Genomic DNA, 17,133 nt, shown 5'->3' with positions numbered 1-17,133 from the left:
GTCAATCCATGATGTCTACAGGGGAACCCAAGGCCCTGAAACCCAGTATCCCGTTCATGCTGATCGAAGGGGTCTTGATCTTTCCCCGTATGGCTCGCCGAGCACGGGGGTGTTGCGGGGAAAAAGCCCGTCAGGGGCGCCGCAAGGATGCGGCGCGTCGATCGTCAGGCCACGGATGGCCTGTCGATCGCCCCCCCGCAACGCCCCCGCGCGCAGGGTACCCCGAAGGGGCGAGACATCCGGGTGTCGTTTCTTTGGTTCCTTTCTTTGGACAAGCAAAGAAAGGAACTCGAGCCCCGCGCAGCGGGGTTCGAAACGCCTTTGATTTTCAAAGTCTCGCAACAGAGCAACAATCGAGAAAATGGTGACCATAGGCACCAAGAGGATCCAAATGACCGACAAACCCATCCGCACCCTCACCTTCGGCGCCGTAGGCTGGAACAACCCGCAGGTGGCCAACGCCCTCTATCCGGAGGATGCCCCGCGGGCCTGGTGGCTGCCGTGTTACGCGAGCCATTTCGACACCGTACTGGTGCCTGAGGCGGACTGGCAGGCCGCGGCGCCGGAGGAGGTGGCCAGGTGGCGGGAGGAACTGCCCTCGCAGTTCTGGTTCTATCTGCTGGCCGAGCATGCGCCGGACGAGGCGCATCTGGCCCAACTCGCCGCAGTGGGCAAGGCGCTCGGTGAGCGGCTGGGCGGGGTCGTGCTGGCGGGCGTGGCGGCCGATGCCTTGCCGGCCGCGGCGCAACGTCTGGACGGGGTGGCGCTGTTCAGCACCAGAGCGGATGCCGGCGGGCAGCGGTTGTGGACCGGTCCCGGAAGCCCCTGTCCCTGCGGCCACGCGGGGCTGGTGGATTTGGAGACCAGCCCCTCGCCCCGGGCGTTGCGCGAGATCCTCGAGGCGTTTCTGGCCTGCCAGCAGGAACCCTGGTCCGTCCTGTTCATGCGCGCGCCGGTGTCGACGTTCGACGATGCACGGGTGATCGGGAAGCTGCTGGGGGTGACTTGACTCCGCCCGCGGGCGCCCCGACACTCCCGGGTTGACTCGCGCGGCGCGCTGCGCGGATGCGCGCACCCAGAACCAGAAAAGAAGGGCTCCGGTTATCGAACCCCAGGTCCACAATCACGCCCCGGTCCGGCAAGACACCCTGGTGGAGATACGGGACCTGCATTTCTCGCGCCGCGGCCGACCCATCTTCCGTGGGCTCAACGCCAGTATTCCGCGGGGCAGCATCACCGCCCTAATGGGACCCAGTGGCACTGGCAAGACCACGCTGCTCAAGCTCATCGGCGGACAGCTTCGGCCGGATCGCGGGCAGATCCTCGTGGACGGCGTGGACATCCACCGCCTCGGCCGCGCGGATCTCTACCGCATGCGCCGGCGCATGGGCATGCTGTTCCAGACCGGGGCGCTGCTCACCGACCTAAGCGTGTTCGAGAACGTGGCCTTCCCGGTTCGGGAGAATGCCGTGCTGCCGGAAGGGGTCCTGCGCACCCTGGTGCTGATGAAACTCGAGGCGGTGGGTCTGCGCGGGGCGCGTGACCTGATGCCCAGCGAACTCTCCGGCGGCATGGCTCGCCGGGTGGCGCTGGCCCGGGCCATCGCCCTGGACCCGATGATGATCATGTACGACGAGCCCTTCACCGGGCTCGATCCCATCACCATGGGCGTCATCGTCGCCCTGATCAAGCGTCTCAACGATACCCTGGGCCTGACCAGCATCCTCGTCTCCCATGACGTGCAGGAGGCCGCGTCCATCGCCGATCGCCTTTATCTCATCTCGGACGGCCTGGTGGTGGATTCGGGCTCGCCCGCCGACATGGAGCGCACCGAGTCGCAGTGGGCGCAGCAGTTCATGAAGGGGCTGCCGGACGGGCCGGTGCCGTTTCACTATCCCGCGCCCGACTACCTCTCCGACCTGATGGGCGCCGCCCAGAAGGAAGGTGCCTGACATGCTGGGTTCACTGGCCAGTCTGGGGCGCTGGGCGCTGGGCGTATTCGAGCGCCTGGGACGCGGTCACCTGTTCCTGCTCAACATCCTGATGTCCCTGCATGTGGTGGTCACCCGGCCGCGGCTGGTGATTCGGGAGCTGTACTCGGTGGGCGTGCTGTCGCTCCTGATCATCGCGGTGTCCGGGCTGTTCGTGGGGATGGTGCTGGGCTACCAGCTCTACATCACCCTGGTGCGCTTCGGTGCGGAGGAGGTCCTGGGCTCCGCGGTGGCGCTGTCTCTGGTACGCGAACTGGGCCCGGTGGTCACGGCGCTGCTGTTCGCCGGCCGTGCCGGTTCCGCGCTCAGTGCGGAAATCGGCCTGATGAAGACCACCGAGCAGCTCTCCGGGATGGAGATGATGGCGGTGGACCCGATCAAGCGGGTCATCGTGCCGCGCTTCGTGGCGGCCTTCATTTCCCTGCCGCTGCTGGCCGCCATCTTCAGTGCAGTGGCCATCATGGGCGGCTATTTCATCGGCGTGGGCCTCCTGGGCGTGGACTCCGGGTCGTTCTGGTCCCAGATGCAGGCCAACGTGGATTTCTACGAAGATGTCATGAACGGCATCATCAAGAGCCTGGTGTTCGGCTTCGTGGCGGCGTGGATCGCCGTGTTCGAGGGCTATGACGCCGTGCCCACCTCGGAGGGTGTGAGCCGGGCCACCACCCGCACGGTGGTGCACACGGCGCTTGCGGTTCTGGCGCTGGACTTTATCCTCACCGGCCTGATGTTCGGTGACATCTGATACCTGGAGGCGGACGGGCCATGACGACACGTACCATTGAAATCTCCGTGGGCATACTGGTCGCCCTGGGCCTGGCGGCGCTGTTCATGCTGGCCATGCAGGTGAGCAACCTGACGGAGTACCGCAATGGCGACGGCTACACGGTCAGCGCCTATTTCGGCAATATCGGCGGTCTCAAGGTGCGGGCGCCGGTGACGGTCTCCGGGGTGCGGGTGGGACGGGTGAGCGCCATCCGCTATGATCCCGAGCGGTACCAGGCCCGCGTGGAGATGACCATCAGCGCCCTGCACGATTATCTGCCGGCGGACACGCAGGCGAGCATCTATACCGCCGGCCTGCTGGGTGAGCAATACATCGCCCTCGAGCCCGGTGGCGAGGACGAGGTCCTGGTCGATGGGAGCGAGATCTATTTCACCCAGTCCGCCATCGTGCTGGAACAGGTGATCGGGCGCATCGTGACCAACATGGCCACGCAATGACGAAACGAACCCATCCGGAACGACCGGGAGTCCAGTCATGATCAGTGGTATCCGATTCTTGCGGTTGCAGTCCCTGCTCCTGCTCATGTCGGCCGCGCTGGCCTTCGGGGCCGTTGCGCAGGCGAACCCCGGCGATCCGGTGGAAGTCGTGCAGACCTCGGCCAACCGGGTGCTGCAGCTTCTTCGGGACAACGAGGATCGTCTCAACAGCGATTCCAGGTTCGTCTACGACCTGGTTGAGGAGGAGATCCTGCCCCTGGTGGACGTCGAGGGGATGTCCCGCCTGATCCTTGCGCGGCACTGGCGTACGGCCACGCCCGAACAGCGTGAGCGCTTCGTGGAGGCCTTTACCGACACCATGGTGCGCGCCTACGCGGGGCAGTTGGCCGAGCATGCCGACAAGCGCATCATCGTCAACGAGCGGCGCAGCCGGACCGACGGCAACCGCGCCAGCGTGGCCACCGAGATCGTGGTGGGTCAGGGTCGGCCGAACATCCCGGTGGTCTATGACCTGAGGGTGGTGGACGGCAAATGGAAGGCCTTCAATCTCACCGTGGAAAGCTGGAGTCTGGTGACCAACTTCCGCACCAGCTTCGGCAACGAAATCGAATCGGCCCGCAGCGAGGCCGAAGGCCTGGAGAACCTGATCCAGCGTCTGGAGCGGCGAGACGGGGCGCTCGTCGAGGAAGCCGTGGGTTCGTGAGCGCCACCCCGTCCATCCGGCAGGCCGACGGCAACCTCCAGGTGGCGGGCCGGCTCGGGTTTGCCACCGTGGCCGACCTGTGGGCACAGGCCCTGCCCCTGTTCCGCGACGGCTCGGGGGCTTATGAGCTCGATGTTTCCGGCGTGGAGCACGTCGACAGCGCGGGGGTCGCGCTACTGGTGGAATGGATGCGCCTGGCCCGGGAACGCGGGGCCGGGTTCAGCATCGTCGGGGCGCCGCAGGCCATGAAGGACCTAATCCGACTGGCCGACCTGGAAGGCCTGCTGCCCGTGACGTCCTTCCGTCAGGATCCCGCCTGACCTCTGCAGCATCCGGCCCGCCCCCGGCGGTCCCCCCGAAAGCCGTTTTTCGCTATCATAGGCGTCTTTTTCCCACCGGACAGGGCCTTGCCGCGCCCAGAGATCGACGATGGACAAGCTGATCATTCGAGGCGGACATGCGTTGTCCGGGGATGTGCGCATCTCCGGCGCCAAGAATGCGGTGTTGCCCATCCTGGCCGCCACGCTGCTGGCCGACACGCCCATGAGCATCGGCAACGTCCCGCACCTGCAGGACGTGACCACCACCATGGAGCTGTTGGGCCGCATGGGCGCGACGCTGACGGTGGACGAGCGCATGCGCATCGAGGTGGATCCCACCACCACGGACCAGTTCGTGGCCCCCTATGAACTGGTGAAGACTATGCGCGCCTCCATCCTGGTGCTGGGGCCGCTGCTGGCACGCTTCGGCGAGGCCGAGGTGTCCTTGCCGGGCGGCTGCGCCATCGGTTCCCGACCGGTCAACCTGCACGTGGACGGGCTGGCGGCCATGGGCGCCGATATCGACGTGGACGCGGGCTACATCCGTGCCCGCGCGAAGCGGCTGCGCGGCGCTCGCATTGTCATGGACCTGGTGTCCGTGACCGGCACCGAGAATCTGATGATGGCCGCAGTCCTGGCAAAAGGCACTTCGGTGATCGAGAATGCCGCGCGCGAGCCGGAGGTGGTGGACCTGGCCAACTGCCTCATTGCCATGGGCGCGCAGATCTCCGGTGCCGGTACCGACACCATCGTCATCGAAGGGGTGGCGAACCTTGACGGCTGCCGCTATGACGTGCTGCCGGACCGCATCGAGACGGGCACCTTCCTGGTGGCGGGGGCGATCACCGGCGGCCGCATTCGTCTGCGCAATACCGCGCCCGGCACCCTGGACGCCGTGCTCGCCAAGCTGGAGGAGTCCGGTGCGCGGATCAACACGGGCCCTGACTGGATCGAGCTGGATATGGAAGGGCGCCGGCCCAGGGCTGTCAACCTTCGCACGGCGCCGTACCCGGCGTTTCCCACCGACATGCAGGCCCAGTTCATGGCCCTGAACGCGGTGGCGGACGGCACCGGCGCGATCACGGAGACCGTGTTCGAGAACCGCTTCATGCACGCCCTGGAACTGCAGCGCATGGGCGCCGACATCCGTGTGGAAGGCAACACGGCGGTCATCAGGGGCATGCCGTATCTGACCGGCGCCCCGGTGATGGCCACCGACCTGCGCGCATCCGCCAGCCTGATCCTCGCGGGGCTGGTGGCGCGGGGCGAGACTACGGTGGATCGCATCTACCACATTGATCGCGGCTACGAATGTATCGAGGAAAAACTGGCGCAGCTGGGCGGAAGCATTCGCCGCGTGCCCGGATGAGCACATCAACCCCATGAGCAACGACACTCTCACCATCGCGCTGTCCAAGGGCCGGATCTACAAGGATACCCTGCCGCTGCTGGCGGCCGCAGGGATTACGCCGGTGGATGATCCCGACACCAGCCGCAAGCTGATTCTCGACACCAATCACCCGGATGTGAAGCTGGTGGTGATCCGTGCCGCCGACGTGCCCACCTACGTGCAGTACGGTGCCGCCGACCTGGGCGTGTCCGGCAAGGACGTACTCATGGAGCACGGCGGCGAGGGGATCTACGAACCGCTGGATCTCGGCATCGCCCGCTGCAGGCTCATGGTGGCGGGGCGGCCGGGCGCGACCGACAGGGCGGGTCGCTTGCGCGTGGCCACCAAGTTTGTTAATACCACGAGACGGCACTATGCCGCGCAGGGCCGCCAGGTCGAGGTCATCAAGCTCTACGGCTCCATGGAACTTGCGCCCATCGTGGGTCTGTCCGACTGCATCGTCGATCTGGTGGATACGGGCAACACCCTGCGCGCCAACGGCCTCGTGCCCCTGGAGCACATCGCCGACATCAGCGCCCGGCTGGTGGTGAACAAGGCCTCCATGAAGATGAAGTCGGCGCGGGTCAAGGATCTGATCCGGCGCCTCACCGATGCCGTGGTCACGGCGATCCCCAACCCCTGAAGGCAAGAAGAACACGCTATGCGCTACCAGACCGATGACCTGCGCATCCTCGAGATCCGCGAAGTGTCGCCCCCCGTCCTTGTGCACGAGGAGTTGCCCATCACCGATGAGGCGGCGGCCACCGTGCACGATGCCCGCATGGACATTCACAACATCCTGGCAGGGCAGGATGATCGCCTGCTGGTGATTGCCGGTCCCTGCTCCATCCACGACGTGGATGCCGCCATGGAGTATGCGGGGCGCCTCAAGCACATGCGGGATGAACTGATCGATGACCTGCACATCGTCATGCGGGTCTACTTCGAGAAGCCGCGCACCACGGTGGGCTGGAAGGGGCTGATCAATGATCCCAACCTGGACGGCAGCTTCCAGATCAACAAGGGTCTGCGCCTGGCCCGCGGCCTGCTGCTGGACCTGGCGAAGATGGGCATGCCGGCGGGCACGGAGTACCTGGACCTGATCAGTCCCCAGTACGTGGCGGACCTGGTGGCCTGGGGCGCCATCGGCGCGCGCACCACGGAAAGCCAGGTACACCGGGAACTGGCTTCGGGCCTGTCCTGCCCGGTGGGTTTCAAGAACAGCACCGACGGCAGTCTGCAGGTGGCGGTGGACGCCATCCGCTCGGCTTCGCGGCCGCATCACTTTCTCTCGGTGACCAAGGCCGGCCATTCCGCCATCTTCTCCACGGCCGGCAACACCGACTGTCACATCATCCTGCGCGGCGGCAAGGAACCCAACTTCGATGCCGACAGCATCGAGCACGCGGCCACGCGCCTGAAGTCGGCCGGGTTGCCTGCGAGCCTCATGGTGGACTGCAGTCACGCCAACAGCCGCAAGGACCCGGCGCGCCAGGTCGAGGTGGCCAGGGTATTGGGCGAGCAGGTCGCCGGCGGCGACCGGCGCATCATCGGCGTGATGCTGGAAAGCCACCTGGTCGCGGGCCGCCAGGACGTGTCCAGGGACAAGGAACTCACCTATGGTCAGAGCATCACCGACGCGTGCATGAGTTGGGAGGATACCCGCCAGGTCCTCACCGAACTGGCCGCCGCCGTTCGCTCGCGGCGCGAGGCCGCTTGAGCGCCGAACAGTTTTTGCCACAGAGGGCACAGAGGTCACAGAGAAGAAGGGATTCTGTCACGTAGGTCGGGCTTCAGCCCGACGCCGGGCGCCGGTGGAAGCCCATTTGTCGACCGAATTTGAGCATTCTCTGTGCCCTCTGTGGCCAGCAACACACCGACACAGACTTTTCCGGACCCCACAGCCATGCCCACCATCAACCGCCTCAGCACGAGCGATGCCGATTTCCGCCAGCGTCTGGATGCGCTGCTTGCCTGGGAGGGTGTCTCCGACGAAACGGTGCTGGCCACGGTGCGCGAGATCCTGAACCGCGTGCGCGACGAGGGGGATGCCGCCCTGCTGGAGTACACGCGGCGTTTCGATCGCCGGGAGATCAGCGACGCCGCCGACCTCGAGATCCCGCTGTTTCGACTGGAGCAGGCGCGTACGGCCATTTCGTCCGAGCAGCTGGAGGCGCTGGAGACCGCGGCGGCGCGCATCCGGCGGTATTCCGAGCGGCAGAGGCTGAGTTCCTGGCAGTACACCGAGGAGGACGGCACCGTGCTGGGTCAGCAGGTCACCCCCCTGGATCGGGTCGGCCTGTACGTGCCGGGGGGGAAGGCGGCGTATCCGTCCTCGGTGCTGATGAATGCCATTCCGGCCAAGGTGGCGGGGGTGGAGGAACTCATCATGGTGGTGCCCACGCCCGACGGCGAGGTCAATGAACTGGTGCTTGCAGCGGCCGCCGTGGCCGGCGTGGACCGCGTGTTCGCCGTAGGCGGCGCCCAGGCGGTGGCGGCGCTGGCCTACGGCACGGATACCGTGCCCGCCGTGGACAAGATCGTGGGCCCCGGCAATATCTACGTGGCCACCGCCAAGCGCATGGTCTTCGGTGCGGTGGGCATCGACATGATCGCCGGTCCTTCGGAGATCCTCGTGATCTGCGATGGGCAGACCGATCCTGACTGGATCGCCATGGACCTGTTTTCCCAGGCCGAGCATGACGAGGATGCCCAGTCACTGCTCGTGAGTCCGGACAAGGCCTTTCTGGACCGGGTGGCGGAAAGCATGGACAAGCTGCTGGCCGACATGCCGCGGGAAGACATCATCCGTGCTTCGCTCGCGGCTCGGGGTGCGCTGATCCAGGTGGCGGACATGGACGAGGCCGTGGACCTGGCGAACCTGATTGCACCGGAGCACCTGGAACTCTCTGTGTCGGAACCGGAGCGGATGGCCGGGCGCATACGGCATGCCGGCGCCATCTTCATGGGCCGTTACACTGCAGAGGCCGTGGGCGATTACTGTGCAGGCCCAAATCACGTGCTGCCCACTTCGCGCACGGCGCGCTTTTCGTCGCCGCTGGGTGTCTATGATTTCCAGAAGCGTTCGAGCCTGATCAATTGTTCCGCCGAGGGCGCGGCCACGCTGGGGCGTACCGCCTCGCGGCTGGCCCGCGGCGAGGGCCTGGTGGCCCATGCCCGCTCGGCCGAATACCGTATCAAGTAAGGCATCGCCCATGACGGACACGACACTGGTGGCCCGCTGGGTCCGGCCGAGCATCCGCTCGCTGGCCGCGTATCATGTGCCGGACGCCTCGGGACTGGTGAAACTGGACGCCATGGAAAACCCCTATCACTGGCCGCCGGAACTGGTGGATGCGTGGCTGGAGACGCTGCGCAACGTCGCCCTGAATCGCTACCCGGACCCGCGTTCGCCGCAACTGATCGACACCCTGCGCCGGGTGGCGGGCATCCCGGCGGACCAGTCCGTGATCCTGGGCAACGGCTCCGATGAACTGATTCAGGTGATCATCATGGCGCTGGCCGGCCCGGGGCGCGTGGTCATGTCGGTGGAGCCCAGTTTCGTCATGTACCGCATGATCGCCGGCTACGCCGACATGGATTACGTGGGTGTGCCGCTGGGCGAGGGTTTTGCCCTGGACAGGGAGGCCTTCATCGCCGCCATGCAGGCACATGAGCCCGCGGTCGTGTTCCTTGCCTATCCCAACAACCCCACCGGCAACCGGTTCGCGCGCGAAGACATGGAAGCGGTCATCGAGGCGGCCCCTGGGCTCGTGGTCGTTGACGAGGCCTACGCGCCGTTTGCGGACGACAGCTTTCTCGGCGATCTCGGCCGCTACCCCAACCTGGTGGTGATGCGCACGGTGTCCAAGCAGGGCCTTGCAGGCCTGCGTCTCGGGTACCTGTGCGGCCCCCGCGCGTGGCTTGAACAGTTCGACAAGCTGCGCCTGCCCTACAACATCAACGTCCTGACGCAGGCCAGCGCGGCGTTTGCGCTGGATCACCATACGGTGCTCGACGAACAGGCCGCCGCCATCCGCCGCGACCGCGAGTCGCTCATGCAGGCGCTTGCCGAGATGCCGGGCGTGATTCCCTATCCCAGCGAGGCCAACTTCATCCTCTGCCGCGTGCCGGCAGGGCAGGGGGATCGGGTCTTCGAGGGCCTGAAGTCACGGGGCGTGCTGATCAAGAACCTCTCCCCCCAAGGCGGCCCCCTCACCGACTGCCTGCGCGTCACCGTCGGCCGCCCCGACGAGAACGAGCGCTTCCTCGCTGCGCTCGGAAGTGTTCTTGGTCAATAGTCAGTAGTCAGTTGTCGAAGGTGCAATACAACTGACAACGGACCACTGACAACGGACAGCGTTTATCGCCGCGCCGGACGCTTGCCGACGTCGCTGCGGATCTCGATGGTTTCGCCGTCGCGGATGCCCTGCATGGGGAGGGTGTCGCCGGGGCGGGCGCGGGCGATGAAGTTGAGCGCGTCCTGGGCGTCGTTGACGCGGTCGCCGCCGATGTGGGTGATGATGTCTCCCGGCTGCATGCCGGCGCGTCCGGCGGGGCTGTCGCGCAACACGCCGGCGATGAGCACGCCGCGCCGGTCGCTCAGGCCGAAGGATTCCGCCAGTTGGGGCGTGATCTCCTGCACCTCGATGCCGAGCCAGCCGCGCACCACCTGGCCCTGTTCGATGATCTGGGTCATCACGTCCCGGGCAAGGTCCACGGGAATGGCGAAACCGATCCCGTGGGATCCTCCGGAACGGGTGAAGATGGCGGTGTTGATGCCCACCAGTTCGCCATGGGCATTGATCAGCGCGCCGCCGCTGTTGCCCGGGTTGATGGCCGCATCGGTCTGAATGAAATCCTCGTAGGTGTTGATGCCGAGCCGGCTGCGGCCGGTGGCGCTGACGATGCCCTGGGTCACGGTCTGGCCCACGCCGAAGGGGTTTCCGATGGCCAGCACCACGTCTCCCACGCGCAGGCCCGCGGACCCTCCGACGGTGATGGTCGGCAGTTCGCCGCCGTTCTCGATGCGCAGCACGGCCAGGTCCGTATCCGGGTCGGTCCCCACGATGCGGGCATGCAGGCTGCGTTCATCGGCCAGCATGACCTCGATCTCCTCGGCGTCGCGGATCACGTGATGGTTGGTGAGCACGTAGCCCTGGGGGCTGAAGATCACCCCGGATCCGAGGCTTGTCTGGGTGCGCTGGCCCGGCGTGCCGAAGCGGTCTCCGAAGAAGCGCCGGAACAGCGGGTCATCGGCAAACGGATGCGACTGCTCGGCAACCGTCTTGCGGGTGTGGATATTGACCACGGCCGGGGCGGCATGGCCCACGGCGTCGGCGTACGAGACAGGGCCTTCCAGCCGGGGTCCGACGGGGGCGTCGTTGCCCTGGCGCACCTCCACCACGGGTCGTGTCTCGCGCACGATCTCGGGGAAAAACACCACGACCACGGCGGCTGCGATCACGCCGGCCACGACCACCTGCAGGAAAAATCGCGATACCTTCGTCATGAATTTACAATAGCATGAGCCGCGAGCGTCGGGTGGGCTTTTGGAGCGTGCCGGGCGTTTGAGTCCACGGGTTTCTGCTTCGAACGATTAGCCACAGAGGGCGCAGAGGTCACAGAGACACGGAACCTGAAAACCCAGGACCCGAAAGCCACCATGAAGGATGCCAACAGCTCGGCCCATCAACGCCATTATCGAATTCCAGCTCTGTGACCTCTGTGCCCTCTGTGGCTCAAGCCCGTATCAAATGGTTGAGAACCCCCATGACCGACATCCGCGAGATTGCCCGTTACGCCGACGAACTTCTGGAGGTCGGCCGTTTTGCCGATTACTGTCCCAACGGCCTGCAGGTGGAGGGCGGCCGCCCGGTGCGCCTGCTGGCCAGCGGGGTGACCGCCAGCCGGGCCTTCATCGAGGCGGCCATCGACCAGGGCGCCGATGCGCTGCTGGTTCACCACGGCTATTTCTGGAAGGGCGAGGATGCCCGCATCACAGGCATGAAGCGCGAGCGCCTGCGCCTGCTGCTGGCCCACGACGTGAGTCTGCTCGCCTACCATCTCCCCCTGGATGCCCATCCCGAGCTGGGCAACAACGCGCAATTGGCCGCCCGCCTCGGTTTCTCGGTGGAGGGCGTGCTGCGCGAGGACGGCATCGGCCTCGTTGGCAGCGTGGCCGAACCCGTGGACGCAGAAAGCCTGGGTGCGCGCCTGGAGGCAGCGCTCGGCCGGGCGCCGCTCTGGGTGGAGGGCGGGCCGGCGCGGATCCGGCGCATCGGGTGGTGCACCGGCGCAGCCCAGGGATTCATCGACCAGGCTGCGGGCCTGGGACTGGATGCCTATATCAGCGGGGAGGTCTCCGAGCAGACCGTGCACGTGGCCCGCGAGGCCGGCATTCATTACTTCGCGGCGGGTCACCATGCCACCGAGCGGGACGGCGCCAGGGCCCTGGGGGGGCGTTTGGCCGACGTATTCAAGCTTCAGCATGCCTTTATCGATGTGGATAACCCGGCGTGAATCAATGCAATGCGAGTTAGACGATCGTCCGAACTTGACCTGAACACGCAGTTCGGGAATCCTATCGCGTCTTAATTCGCCCGCCAAAGGAAGGGGTGCACGGCCGCAGGTCGGGCTCGCACCCCACGGATACCAGCCCGGCGTCAGTCCGGGCGGCAATAAACAGAATTGATTGCACTCTCAGTGGGAGATTGGTAATGGCTAACGATGGCGTTAACCAGGGCCGGCGCCGTTTTTTGGTGGCAGCCACAACGGTGGTGGGCGGCGCGGGTGTCGTGGCGGCCGCGATACCCTTTGTGGCGTCCTGGCAACCCAGCGCGCGCGCCCAGGCGGCGGGCGCCCCGGTCGAGGTGGACGTTTCACGGATGGAGCCGGGCCAGCTGATGCGCGTCGAGTGGCGCGGCCGCCCCGTGTGGATCGTGCGGCGGACCGAGGAGATGCTCGCGGCCCTGCCGGATCTCAATCCACGCCTGCGTGATCCGAACTCCGAGGTGGAGACGCAGCAGCCGCATTACGCACAGAACATCCATCGTTCCATCAAGCCTGAGTTCCTCGTGGTCATCGGTGTCTGCACGCATCTGGGCTGCTCCCCTTCGTATCGGCCCGAGGTGGCGCCGGACGATCTCGGTCCCGAGTGGCGCGGCGGGTTCTTCTGCGGCTGCCACGGTTCGCGCTTTGATCTGGCTGGTCGTGTGTACCGCAACCTGCCCGCCCCCACCAACCTGGTGGTCCCGCCGCATACGTACCTGTCCGACACCCTGATGGTGGTGGGTGAGGACGAAGGAGCAGCCTGATGAGCAAGTCATTGACCGCCCTGGCGGGCTGGATCGACGCGCGGTTCCCCATGACCAAGTGGTGGAACGAGCACCTGGCCCAGTATTACGCCCCCAAAAACTTCAATTTCTGGTACTTCTTCGGATCGCTGGCGCTGCTGGTGCTGGTGATTCAGTTCGTCACCGGCATCTTCCTCACGATGTTCTACAAGCCCGATGCGGCGTACGCCTTCGCCTCGGTCGAGTACATCATGCGCGACGTGGAATGGGGCTGGTTCATCCGCTACATGCATTCCACCGGCGCTTCTGCGTTCTTCATCGTGGTGTACCTGCACATGTTCAGGGCGCTGCTTTACGGCTCCTACAAGCAGCCCCGCGAACTGTTGTGGGTCTTCGGCTGGCTGATCTTCCTGGTGCTCATGGCCGAGGCCTTCATGGGCTACCTGCTGCCCTGGGGTCAGATGTCCTACTGGGGCGCCCAGGTGATCGTGAACCTGTTCTCCACCATCCCGCTGATCGGACCGGATCTGGTGACGTGGATACGCGGCGACTTCCTGATTTCCGATGCCACGCTGAACCGCTTCTTCGCGCTGCACGTGGTCGCTCTGCCGCTGGTACTGGTGATGCTCGTGTTTCTGCACATCATCGCGCTGCATGAAGTGGGTTCGAACAACCCGGACGGCATCGAGATCAAGAAGAACAAGGGGCCCGACGGCAAGCCCCTCGACGGGATTCCCTTTCATCCCTACTACACCGTGAAGGATATCGCCGGTGTCGGGGTGTTCCTGATCCTGTTCTTCGCGGTGGTGTTTTTTGCGCCCGAGATGGGCGGCTACTTCCTGAAGGCCGCGAACTTCGAGATGTCGGATCCGCTGGTGACGCCGGACTTCATTCCGCCGGTGTGGTACTACGGGGCGTTCTACACCACGCTGCGCGTGATTCCGGATCCGTTCCTGGGCGTGTTGACCATGTTCGGCGCGGTGTTCGTGCTGCTCTTCCTGCCGTGGATCGACCGCAATCCGGTGAAATCCATTCGTTACCGCAGCCCGGTGCACAAGTTCAATATCATGCTGTTCGGGCTGAACTTCATGCTCATGACCTGGCTGGGCACCGAGCCCACCGATACCGTGCTGGTCGAATGGGGTCTGCGCGCCACGGTTGTCTACTTCATGTTCTTCGTCGTGCTGTGGTTCCACAGCCGTGAGCGTTCCATGGCCTTCAGCCTTGTCAGCTTCCTGGTGCTGGCCGGCCTGTACACGTTCTATGACCTGACACGGGTGGATGCCGAGACGGCCATGCTGGTCTGGGGCACCTGGCTGTATCCCACGGCTTACCTTGCCATTACCCTCCTGCTGCCCGCCTTCGTTCGCAACCTGGGTCAGGACAAGCCCGTTCCGGAAAGGGTGACCGCGTGATGAAGAAACTGATTCTGGTACTGATTCTCCTGGGCCTGGCACTGCCGGGCATGGCGATCGCCGCGGGCCCGGCAGTCAAGCTGGATCGGGTGAGTGTGGACATCACCAACCAGGCATCGCTGCAGCGCGGCGCCCGCATCTTCGTGAATTACTGCATGGGTTGTCATGAAGCCCAGTACAGCCGCTATGCCCGTGTCGGACAGGATCTGGGACTCACCGAGGAACAGGTGCGCGAAAACTTCATCTTCACGCGAGACGACCGGGGTGATCCCACCCGCGTGGGTGATCTGATGACGAATGCCTATCCGCCACGCGAGGCCGCCGAGGCCTTCGGCGTGGCCCCGCCGGACCTGACCCTGGTGGCGCGGGTGCGCGGCGAAGACTGGCTGTACACATTCCTGCGCGGTTTCTACCTGGACCCGGAGCGCCCCTTCGGCGTGAACAACGCCGTATTCACCAACACCAGCATGCCCCACGTACTGTGGGAACTGCAGGGCTGGCAGGAACTCGTCTCGGATGACGACGGCGACGTGCGACTGGAGGTGGCCGAATCGGGCAGCATGAGCCGCACCGAATATGACGCCATGGTGCGCGATGTCGTGACCTTTCTGTCCTACATGGGAGAGCCGGTTCAGCATCAGCGCAAGATGATCGGGATCTGGGTGCTGTTGTTCCTGGGACTCTTTACGGTCCTCGCCTACCTGCTCAAGAAGGAATACTGGAAGGACATCCACTGACAGGACTCCCACGGCGGTCCGGGGCGGGAAGCCCCCAAATCGGGTGTGCCGCGTTATAATGGGCCTCCGGACACGGGGGATGACACATGGCACACAGATTCCCGGCGCATTCCCGCCGGTGAGGACCCGGGCCGTCCGAGGGAGAAACCAGCATGGCGTTGATCGCCGCAAGAAGGTCCGTAATGACGCTTTTCTCTGCGCCGCTGTGTGTGCAGAGCCACCGGGTACGTATCGTTCTGGCGGAGAAGGACATCACCGTCGACGTCATCAACATCGATCCGGACGACAAGCCGGAGGATCTCTCCGATCTCAACCCTTACAACTCGGTGCCCACCCTGGTGGACCGCGACCTGGCCCTCTACGGCCCTCAGGTGATCACCGAGTATCTGGACGAGCGATTCCCGCATCCGCCGCTGATGCCGGTGGATCCCGTGTCGCGCGCGGCCGCGCGCCTGGCCCTCTATCGTATCGAACGGGACTGGTACAGCGTGGCGGAGGAGGCCGAGGCCAACGGGTTCAAGCTGCCCGCCAAGAGCCGCAAGATCCTGCTGGAGAGCCTGGTGGCGTCGGCGGACATCTTTGCGTTGAAGCCCTACTTTCTCAGTGATGAGTTCAGCCTTGTGGACTGCGCCATTCTGCCGATCCTCTGGCGTCTGCCCGCCTACGGCATCGCGCCCAACAGTGTGCCCAAGCCGGTGGCGGCCTACGCCAAACGGTTGTTTGCAAGGCCGTCCTTCAAGCACAGCCTGACCGATGCCGAAAGGGAACTGCGCCCCTGAGCATCGGTTGACCCGTCTGTCGGCGGCACGGCCCGATCCTCCACTGATGATCCAGGCTTCTGACGGAGGCTGCCCATGACCGAACCCATGACTTCAAGCCGGCCGTACCTGGTGCGTGCCATCTACCAGTGGATCGTGGACAACGGCCTGACCCCACACCTGTTGGTGGATGCGAGCAACGACGACGTCATGGTGCCCTCCGATTTCGTCGAGGGCGGACGCATCGTCATGAACATCGCCCCCATGGCGGTTCAGGGCCTCACCCTGGGAAACGAAGAGGTCACCTTCAGCGCACGCTTTGGCGGAAAGCCCATGAGCGTGCAGATCCCTCTGCATCGCGTGATGGCCATCTACACCCGGGAGAACGGCCAGGGGATGATGTTCGCCGAGGAGGGCGGAGACGGCCCCTCCGGCGACGGCCCCGATACCGGAGGCAAGGGCAGCCACCTGCGCGTGGTCAAGTAGCCGTTCTTATCCGAACGGATCATCCGAACAGGAAAGTCAAAAGCCGGAAAGCGAAGGGCGCGAAGGCATGCGCGAAGGGACGCAAAGGAATTCTCGTGTAAGAAAACCTTGCACCCCTTCGCGCCCTTCGCGGTTTGCTTTTCGCGAGTCTGGTTAAAGCACCTCAAGAGGAGTTTGCGGTCAGCGACCGCGTCCGCCGCCTCCCGGACCACCGCCGCCGGGGCCGTAACCACGGTCAGGGCCCGCGCCCTCGGGGCGTCCGCCGCCGTCACGGGGGCCATAACCGCGATCCGGGCCGGCCCCTTCGGGGCGTCCCCTCGGCGTATCGGGCAGGTCCACGCCCCGTTCCTGGGCGCGTTGGGTCATTCGCTCGCGGTGCTCCTGCAGATAGGCCTCACGCTCCTCACCCCGAAGCGAGCGCATGTTTTGCCGGTGTTCCCGGATCTCGTCGCGCGTCATCAACTCACGGCCGTAGACCTCCTCCTCCTGCCCCATGGCGATCAGGGGGCTCATGGCACCCACTGCGAATGTTGCAAGCAGGGACTTTGTGAATGTTCTGCGGTTCATACGGCTCTCCGATGTATGGGTTCACGCATGCTTTGATGCGATTTCACACATTAGGTGCCGCGCCCGGCGTCGATCTGCTTTGCCCGTCACATTTCTCCGGGTGCGAAACGCTGACAAGCCCCAGAAGCCACACCGCAAAGGGCGCGAAGGTCTGCGCGAAGGACGCAAGGTTTTCTTGCAAGAGAGTTCCTTCGCACCCTTCGCGCAGACCTTTGCGCCCTTTGCGTTCCGGCTTCTGATTTTCAGA

Annotated in this window: 19 protein-coding genes; 17 read left to right on the top strand and 2 right to left on the bottom strand. The window is 65.1% G+C overall.

The window, feature by feature from the left end:
* Positions 1 to 391 precede the first annotated feature (391 nt).
* From B1C78_RS04800 to hisC, 11 genes are all read left to right on the top strand, one after another.
* Positions 392 to 1,009: a DUF72 domain-containing protein gene (locus B1C78_RS04800; protein WP_077278011.1), complete on the top strand. Its 618-nt coding sequence runs from the start codon at positions 392 to 394 to the stop codon at positions 1,007 to 1,009.
* Positions 1,010 to 1,151: 142 nt separating this feature from the next.
* Positions 1,152 to 1,952, top strand: a complete 801-nt coding sequence (locus B1C78_RS04795) for an ABC transporter ATP-binding protein (protein WP_077278015.1) — start codon at positions 1,152 to 1,154, stop codon at positions 1,950 to 1,952.
* Position 1,953: 1 nt separating this feature from the next.
* A complete protein-coding gene (mlaE, locus tag B1C78_RS04790; RefSeq protein ID WP_077278010.1) occupies positions 1,954 to 2,736 on the top strand; it encodes a lipid asymmetry maintenance ABC transporter permease subunit MlaE in 783 nt (260 codons plus the stop codon).
* Positions 2,737 to 2,756: 20 nt separating this feature from the next.
* A complete protein-coding gene (gene mlaD, locus B1C78_RS04785) occupies positions 2,757 to 3,215 on the top strand; it encodes an outer membrane lipid asymmetry maintenance protein MlaD (protein WP_077278009.1) in 459 nt (152 codons plus the stop codon).
* Positions 3,216 to 3,252: 37 nt separating this feature from the next.
* A complete protein-coding gene (locus B1C78_RS04780; protein WP_077278008.1) occupies positions 3,253 to 3,918 on the top strand; it encodes an MlaC/ttg2D family ABC transporter substrate-binding protein in 666 nt (221 codons plus the stop codon).
* Positions 3,915 to 4,238: an STAS domain-containing protein gene (locus tag B1C78_RS04775; protein WP_077278007.1), complete on the top strand. Its 324-nt coding sequence runs from the start codon at positions 3,915 to 3,917 to the stop codon at positions 4,236 to 4,238. The genes B1C78_RS04780 and B1C78_RS04775 overlap by 4 nt, the downstream gene beginning before the upstream one ends.
* Before the next feature lie 109 nt (positions 4,239 to 4,347).
* Complete coding sequence (gene murA, locus B1C78_RS04770) at positions 4,348 to 5,607, top strand: UDP-N-acetylglucosamine 1-carboxyvinyltransferase (protein WP_077278006.1); 1,260 nt, start codon at positions 4,348 to 4,350, stop codon at positions 5,605 to 5,607.
* 13 nt (positions 5,608 to 5,620) lie between these two features.
* Positions 5,621 to 6,271: an ATP phosphoribosyltransferase gene (gene hisG, locus B1C78_RS04765; protein ID WP_077278005.1), complete on the top strand. Its 651-nt coding sequence runs from the start codon at positions 5,621 to 5,623 to the stop codon at positions 6,269 to 6,271.
* Positions 6,272 to 6,289: 18 nt separating this feature from the next.
* Positions 6,290 to 7,348 (top strand): 3-deoxy-7-phosphoheptulonate synthase AroG, encoded by a 1,059-nt coding sequence (gene aroG, locus B1C78_RS04760; RefSeq protein WP_077278004.1) that lies wholly within the window; start codon positions 6,290 to 6,292, stop codon positions 7,346 to 7,348.
* A 186-nt stretch (positions 7,349 to 7,534) separates the two neighbouring features.
* Entirely contained in the window at positions 7,535 to 8,833 is a 1,299-nt protein-coding gene (gene hisD / locus B1C78_RS04755; RefSeq protein ID WP_077278003.1) for a histidinol dehydrogenase, read from the top strand.
* Between the two features lie 10 nt (positions 8,834 to 8,843).
* Positions 8,844 to 9,929 (top strand): histidinol-phosphate transaminase, encoded by a 1,086-nt coding sequence (gene hisC, locus B1C78_RS04750; RefSeq protein ID WP_077278002.1) that lies wholly within the window; start codon positions 8,844 to 8,846, stop codon positions 9,927 to 9,929.
* A 62-nt stretch (positions 9,930 to 9,991) separates the two neighbouring features.
* Here the strand turns inward: hisC and B1C78_RS04745 are convergent, their stop codons facing one another.
* Complete coding sequence (locus B1C78_RS04745) at positions 9,992 to 11,140, bottom strand: Do family serine endopeptidase (RefSeq protein WP_077278001.1); 1,149 nt, start codon at positions 11,138 to 11,140, stop codon at positions 9,992 to 9,994.
* Between the two features lie 260 nt (positions 11,141 to 11,400).
* On the opposite strand from B1C78_RS04745, the gene B1C78_RS04740 reads away from it, so the two are divergent.
* The 6 genes from B1C78_RS04740 to B1C78_RS04715 all read left to right on the top strand — a co-directional run bounded on the left by B1C78_RS04740 (position 11,401) and on the right by B1C78_RS04715 (position 16,319).
* Complete coding sequence (locus tag B1C78_RS04740) at positions 11,401 to 12,150, top strand: Nif3-like dinuclear metal center hexameric protein (protein ID WP_077278000.1); 750 nt, start codon at positions 11,401 to 11,403, stop codon at positions 12,148 to 12,150.
* A gap of 197 nt (positions 12,151 to 12,347) precedes the next feature.
* Positions 12,348 to 12,944 (top strand): ubiquinol-cytochrome c reductase iron-sulfur subunit, encoded by a 597-nt coding sequence (gene petA / locus B1C78_RS04735; protein ID WP_077277999.1) that lies wholly within the window; start codon positions 12,348 to 12,350, stop codon positions 12,942 to 12,944.
* On the top strand, positions 12,944 to 14,338 hold the full coding sequence (locus tag B1C78_RS04730) for a cytochrome b (RefSeq protein WP_077277998.1): 1,395 nt from the start codon (positions 12,944 to 12,946) through the stop codon (positions 14,336 to 14,338). The genes petA and B1C78_RS04730 overlap by 1 nt, the downstream gene beginning before the upstream one ends.
* A complete protein-coding gene (locus tag B1C78_RS04725) occupies positions 14,338 to 15,075 on the top strand; it encodes a cytochrome c1 (protein ID WP_077277997.1) in 738 nt (245 codons plus the stop codon). The genes B1C78_RS04730 and B1C78_RS04725 overlap by 1 nt, the downstream gene beginning before the upstream one ends.
* A gap of 152 nt (positions 15,076 to 15,227) precedes the next feature.
* Positions 15,228 to 15,854 carry a glutathione S-transferase N-terminal domain-containing protein gene (locus tag B1C78_RS04720; RefSeq protein WP_077277996.1) on the top strand — a complete coding sequence of 209 codons (627 nt, stop codon included), beginning with the start codon at positions 15,228 to 15,230 and terminating at the stop codon, positions 15,852 to 15,854.
* An 87-nt stretch (positions 15,855 to 15,941) separates the two neighbouring features.
* On the top strand, positions 15,942 to 16,319 hold the full coding sequence (locus B1C78_RS04715; protein WP_245795313.1) for a ClpXP protease specificity-enhancing factor: 378 nt from the start codon (positions 15,942 to 15,944) through the stop codon (positions 16,317 to 16,319).
* Between the two features lie 180 nt (positions 16,320 to 16,499).
* Here the strand turns inward: B1C78_RS04715 and B1C78_RS04710 are convergent, their stop codons facing one another.
* Positions 16,500 to 16,886: a hypothetical protein gene (locus tag B1C78_RS04710; protein ID WP_077277994.1), complete on the bottom strand. Its 387-nt coding sequence runs from the start codon at positions 16,884 to 16,886 to the stop codon at positions 16,500 to 16,502.
* Positions 16,887 to 17,133: the final 247 nt, after the last annotated feature.

The organism is Thioalkalivibrio denitrificans (genome assembly GCF_002000365.1).
Taxonomy (GTDB): Bacteria; Pseudomonadota; Gammaproteobacteria; order Ectothiorhodospirales; family Ectothiorhodospiraceae; genus Thioalkalivibrio_A; species Thioalkalivibrio_A denitrificans.
Note: the sequence above shows the minus strand (reverse complement) of the source record. Positions and strands in the feature narration are given on the sequence as shown.

Bases quoted from the DNA above. Each gene is read 5' to 3' on its own strand.
- B1C78_RS04800 (WP_077278011.1), top strand. From the start codon at position 392: ATGACCGACAAACCCATCCGCACCCTCACCTTCGGCGCCGTAGGCTGG.
- mlaE (WP_077278010.1), top strand. From the start codon at position 1,954: ATGCTGGGTTCACTGGCCAGTCTGGGGCGCTGGGCGCTGGGCGTATTC.
- mlaD (WP_077278009.1), top strand. From the start codon at position 2,757: ATGACGACACGTACCATTGAAATCTCCGTGGGCATACTGGTCGCCCTG.
- B1C78_RS04780 (WP_077278008.1), top strand. From the start codon at position 3,253: ATGATCAGTGGTATCCGATTCTTGCGGTTGCAGTCCCTGCTCCTGCTC.
- murA (WP_077278006.1), top strand. From the start codon at position 4,348: ATGGACAAGCTGATCATTCGAGGCGGACATGCGTTGTCCGGGGATGTG.
- hisG (WP_077278005.1), top strand. From the start codon at position 5,621: ATGAGCAACGACACTCTCACCATCGCGCTGTCCAAGGGCCGGATCTAC.
- aroG (WP_077278004.1), top strand. From the start codon at position 6,290: ATGCGCTACCAGACCGATGACCTGCGCATCCTCGAGATCCGCGAAGTG.
- hisD (WP_077278003.1), top strand. From the start codon at position 7,535: ATGCCCACCATCAACCGCCTCAGCACGAGCGATGCCGATTTCCGCCAG.
- hisC (WP_077278002.1), top strand. From the start codon at position 8,844: ATGACGGACACGACACTGGTGGCCCGCTGGGTCCGGCCGAGCATCCGC.
- B1C78_RS04745 (WP_077278001.1), bottom strand. From the start codon at position 11,140: ATGACGAAGGTATCGCGATTTTTCCTGCAGGTGGTCGTGGCCGGCGTG.
- B1C78_RS04740 (WP_077278000.1), top strand. From the start codon at position 11,401: ATGACCGACATCCGCGAGATTGCCCGTTACGCCGACGAACTTCTGGAG.
- petA (WP_077277999.1), top strand. From the start codon at position 12,348: ATGGCTAACGATGGCGTTAACCAGGGCCGGCGCCGTTTTTTGGTGGCA.
- B1C78_RS04730 (WP_077277998.1), top strand. From the start codon at position 12,944: ATGAGCAAGTCATTGACCGCCCTGGCGGGCTGGATCGACGCGCGGTTC.
- B1C78_RS04725 (WP_077277997.1), top strand. From the start codon at position 14,338: ATGAAGAAACTGATTCTGGTACTGATTCTCCTGGGCCTGGCACTGCCG.
- B1C78_RS04720 (WP_077277996.1), top strand. From the start codon at position 15,228: ATGGCGTTGATCGCCGCAAGAAGGTCCGTAATGACGCTTTTCTCTGCG.
- B1C78_RS04715 (WP_245795313.1), top strand. From the start codon at position 15,942: ATGACTTCAAGCCGGCCGTACCTGGTGCGTGCCATCTACCAGTGGATC.
- B1C78_RS04710 (WP_077277994.1), bottom strand. From the start codon at position 16,886: ATGAACCGCAGAACATTCACAAAGTCCCTGCTTGCAACATTCGCAGTG.